Origin of the sequence: Oscillatoria sp. HE19RPO (assembly GCF_024220515.1) — a bacterium.
In the GTDB taxonomy this organism is placed as follows: Bacteria; Cyanobacteriota; Cyanobacteriia; order Cyanobacteriales; family Laspinemataceae; genus Laspinema.
Genome location: NZ_JAMXOT010000391.1, coordinates 1 through 4,068, shown reverse-complemented (window position 1 = coordinate 4,068; position 4,068 = coordinate 1). Strand labels below are relative to the sequence as shown.

The following is a 4,068-nucleotide window of genomic DNA, read 5'->3' as shown; positions in this document are numbered from 1 at the left end:
GCGCAATGCTTGCGCCCTGGGGCGCAAGCATTGCGCCCCTACACCTACCTCCCTTCCAGTGCAACGTTTGGAGGATTTATATTTTGCAATCCCCTTATCAACGTTCTATAAAAACCCACACCCTCAAGGGTGGGGCTATACGGACGTTAGCGAAGCCATGCCCCTTGGGCTATAGCCCGCCTGCGCGGGCTAAAAGCGAAAACCGACTTTCCGAATTTGGTATTGATGACCCCCGGCGATCGGCCTTTGTCTATTGTGTAGTGATTCAGGAACAAAGCGGAGGTCAATCCGCGATCGTCATCTGAAATTCTAGGGGTACAGCAATGCTGTGCCCCTACTCTTTTAGGGAAACTCTTAACTGCCACCGATATGATATTGAGATATCATAGAGATTGAGGATGTCAGTAACAGGAGTAGGAGATGGTTGTTAATCAAGGGCTGGAATCTTCGACAATCATTGGGTTTGGGCGGATAGGTATCTGCTTTGAGGCAAGTACCTCGACTTCCTCTGGGCGTCTGTTGCAGCTTCTCCAAACTGGCTTAAGTTCCACCCCAGTTGTCCACCCCTAAATATAGATGAACCTTAATAACAAACAGCAGAAAACTTTAGAAAGGATTTTTACAGACCCGATTCCGGCCAACATTAACTGGAAAGATATTGAAAGTCTATTTAGAGCGCTTGAGGCTACGATTATCGAAGGTCAAGGCTCGCGCCTAGGGGTTAAACTAAATGATGCTAAAGCAGTGTTCCACGAACCGCATCCGCAAAAAGAAACGGACAAAGGTGCAGTGAAATCGGTTAGAGAATTTTTGGTAAAGGCAGGGATTGAGCCATGATAACTTAGGCAGATAGTAGGGGGAGATTGGCGAACACCCCTAGAGATAAATTTTAAACCTTATCTATTTGAATTAGAAAATTTTTACCAAGGAAGGGCAATGGGCTATGATGAGTTACAAGGGTTACATAGGTTCTGTGGAGGTTGATGTAGAGGCTGGGATTCTATTTGGTCGAGTTTTGAAAATTAATGATGTGGTGACATTTAAGGGGAAAACAGTTGAGGAAGCTCGTCAAGAATTTCAAAAGTCAGTGGATTTTTATTTGGATTTTTGCCAACAGTTAGGAGAATCTCCAGACCAACCTTTTACGGGGACAATTCACTATTGCACGACCCCAGAAACCCACAGGAAAATATTTATTGCGGCTAATAAAGCAGGAGAAAGCATCAATGCTTGGATGGATAAAGTTTTAGCAAAAGCTGCGGAGGAATCAATTGAAGTGTAGAGAGCGCGCGCCAGTCCCAAAATAGGAGAGCGATATCTACCAGGTAGGAGGTGAAGGGGATGCTACGGTATGAAATTATCATGTATTGGAGTCAGGAGGACGAGGCATTTATTGCGGAAGTGCCGGAATTAGCCGGTTGTGCTGCTGATGGTGCAACCTATCAGGAAGCGTTGACTCATGTAGAAGTCATTATGCAGGAGTGGATGGAGACGGCGCAGGCATTAGGACGTCCAATTCCGGAACCAAAAGGAAGGTTGCTGTTCGCTTAAAATCCAGCAATTTCTTGGGACAGATGGAAGCATCTGTCCCTTCTCAAACTGTCAGATTGAAAACACTAACCTGGAGAGTTCACCATGCTTGACGTGCGAAAAGCAGTCCTGGCTGCACAAAATTATTTTAATTCCGTGCAAGATTTGATGACTCAAAATGGCTCAGTGGATATCCAGGATTTAAGGTTGGAGGAAGTGGAAATTTCAGAAGATAAAAAATACTGGTTTATTACATTTGGATATAATTTAGCCACTCCTGAACCTAAATATGCGTTAATTCCTTCTGGAAAAAGTGATAGAAATTATAAAATTTTCAAAATCAATTCTGAAACGGGAGAAGTAGAATCGATGAAAATTCGAGAGATATAGCCAGTCTAAATGAATTTGTTATAAAGATAGCGAGCAAGATGTTTGGGCACTCCGCACACGCTACGCGGCACAGCGAAGCCCGGGCGTAGGCTTTACACACTCCTAGGGTCTCGGGGATCGGATCTCCATTGTCAGAATGATTTAGACTAGCTATAGCAGCTCCTGTATCAGTTGTATTCTCCCTTCACCCCCAACATAAGGCGGCCCAAAGGGGGAGAGGGGAGAATACAGATGTCATAAATCATTGATTGCCTGCCAATTCAACCAGACGAGGCGATCGAGACGGGCGTTACCGAGGACATTTTCTGGAGGAAGCTCCATCAGGGGACGACGACTTTCCGTATTGATTGGACCATAAATATATTGAATTTGATCGCCCTCTGGAGAATAACAAAGAACGTAATTTGTTGTGGGTCCCTCTCCAGGGGCGCAGTCAAATCGACTGGAACCGGGGGTTTGGTTGTAAGATGTCCCAACGGTTGCTCCCCCGGGTCCTGCTATGGACTCATCATAGATGGTGATCCGCATTATGCCGAGGTTGGGATTATTAGGGTCGTTGGGGTCCATTCGAGCGACTAGGATACTGTCGTCGTAGACTTCGATAACAGGATATAACATTCCTTCCGCAGAAATTTGGCTGGATTCAACCCGATAGTTGGGAAACAGGGCCTGGATGCGATCGCGGTTAAAAGGTGTATTCACTCCCACTTCACCCCATCCCGTATCCAATAGCGGGGGACTCTGATAATTTGCCATTTCCTGAGTATTCGGTGTAGGAGGATTCTCACCCGTAAAGGTTGGAGAGTCGGAATTACAGCCTAGAGTCAGAGTCATCAACACTGCGGCAACTCCCAAACCGCCCCGGATCCCGTATCTGGGAACGCTACGACGGATGAACGCTAAAAGAGATTGAGCAATTGGGGACGAGGAATCATTCATGGCAAACTTTTTCCATCGCACAAACGAAGATATCGGCTTGATTATAGCTTGATCTGGATAGAAGTGCCAAATAGGGGGACTAAACCGGGCTGGACCCTGTGTCAGTCTTGCCAATTGACGAAACCTCGGATACAACTGAGATCGTGCGCCCGTGGCAACAACAGGCGAGGGATTTATTTCCCCCATGTAGAGGCGCTTCGCGAAGCGCCTCTACATGGGTTGAAAGCGACTGAAAGTCTTATTGGAAAATGTTTTTAGTCGATTTTTAACCGCATGGGTTTCTGGATTGAGATGCCAAAGTTCTGAATACAAGGGTTCAAATGAGAGGGAATTCCCGAATGAGACAACAACGTAGGTTAACGATGGGTTTAGTGGGGTTAATGTTATGGTTGGGGTCCTGTACTGGCGTTCCGGACGAGACGGGAAACACGGAAATCAGCCAGACAACCCCGGAAACGACGGACACTATCCCTGAGAATTTCCCGACGATTGGGGTGTTTAATTCCGCCCGATTGGGAGATTTGTTGTGTTACGTTACGGTGACCAGTCGCGAAGGGAAAACCTCCGAGGTGGGTGCGAGTGCCGATTTATGCGATCGCAGTCCATCCCTGACCAACCAAACCCTCCGTTTTATCTATGATGATGCTGTCATGCCACCGGAACATTGTAACAACACCGGACTCTGTGGTGCAAATAATCGACAAAGGGTCATTTCTGATGTCGTCATGCTGGGGGAGAACTGGCAAGTGCTCAGTAATGGCACTTGGACAGTCACGGTGGGTCAGGCGGAAACCTGGGATGGTCGCAATAACACGGGAAACCTCACCTACTATGGCTGTAATGACCAAAATGATTGTCTCGCCTTAACCGAAGGCAAAATAACTTGTCGCGATGGAGTCTGTCATATAGGCTGGCAACAGGATGACTACTTTTATATCCTCTCTACCCCGATTGTGGAAGATGGGGGTGCAGGGACAACATTACGGGTTCACCAAGGTGGGGATAATTTGTTGAATGTTCCCAATATGCAACTGATTGATTCTAGTTTATAAATCCAATAGGATTTACGCATTACCTCTAAATGTTGCTGGCGATTCTCGAATCGCCTCTACATGGGGATGGGAGGGGGGATGAGATGTGGGTTTCTGGCGATTCTCGAATCGCCTCTACATGGGGATGGGAGGGGGGATGAGATGTGGGTTTCTGGCG

At 46.9% G+C, this 4,068-nt stretch carries 6 protein-coding genes and 1 pseudogene; 6 read left to right on the top strand and 1 reads right to left on the bottom strand.

The features are described from left to right. The 5 genes and pseudogenes from NG833_RS27485 to NG833_RS27465 all read left to right on the top strand — a co-directional run. Nucleotides 1–305, top strand: a pseudogene (locus NG833_RS27485) (hypothetical protein); the annotation flags it as partial. A gap of 271 nt (nt 306–576) precedes the next feature. Beyond that, nucleotides 577–837 carry a type II toxin-antitoxin system HicA family toxin gene (locus NG833_RS27480; protein WP_254568454.1) on the top strand — a complete coding sequence of 87 codons (261 nt, stop codon included), beginning with the start codon at nt 577–579 and terminating at the stop codon, nt 835–837. Nucleotides 838–943: 106 nt separating this feature from the next. Beyond that, nucleotides 944–1,282: a type II toxin-antitoxin system HicB family antitoxin gene (locus tag NG833_RS27475; RefSeq protein WP_254568453.1), complete on the top strand. Its 339-nt coding sequence runs from the start codon at nt 944–946 to the stop codon at nt 1,280–1,282. A 59-nt stretch (nt 1,283–1,341) separates the two neighbouring features. Beyond that, complete coding sequence (locus NG833_RS27470; RefSeq protein WP_254568452.1) at nt 1,342–1,551, top strand: type II toxin-antitoxin system HicB family antitoxin; 210 nt, start codon at nt 1,342–1,344, stop codon at nt 1,549–1,551. A gap of 84 nt (nt 1,552–1,635) precedes the next feature. Next, nucleotides 1,636–1,920 (top strand): hypothetical protein, encoded by a 285-nt coding sequence (locus NG833_RS27465; protein WP_254568451.1) that lies wholly within the window; start codon nt 1,636–1,638, stop codon nt 1,918–1,920. A 234-nt stretch (nt 1,921–2,154) separates the two neighbouring features. Here NG833_RS27465 and NG833_RS27460 read toward each other — a convergent pair whose 3' ends face one another. After that, on the bottom strand, nt 2,155–2,859 hold the full coding sequence (locus tag NG833_RS27460) for a DUF1131 family protein (RefSeq protein WP_254568450.1): 705 nt from the start codon (nt 2,857–2,859) through the stop codon (nt 2,155–2,157). A gap of 338 nt (nt 2,860–3,197) precedes the next feature. On the opposite strand from NG833_RS27460, the gene NG833_RS27455 reads away from it, so the two are divergent. Further along, the gene (locus NG833_RS27455) at nt 3,198–3,911 is read left to right on the top strand and encodes a hypothetical protein (protein WP_254568449.1); all 714 of its coding nucleotides are present in this window, start codon (nt 3,198–3,200) and stop codon (nt 3,909–3,911) included. Nucleotides 3,912–4,068 lie beyond the last annotated feature (157 nt).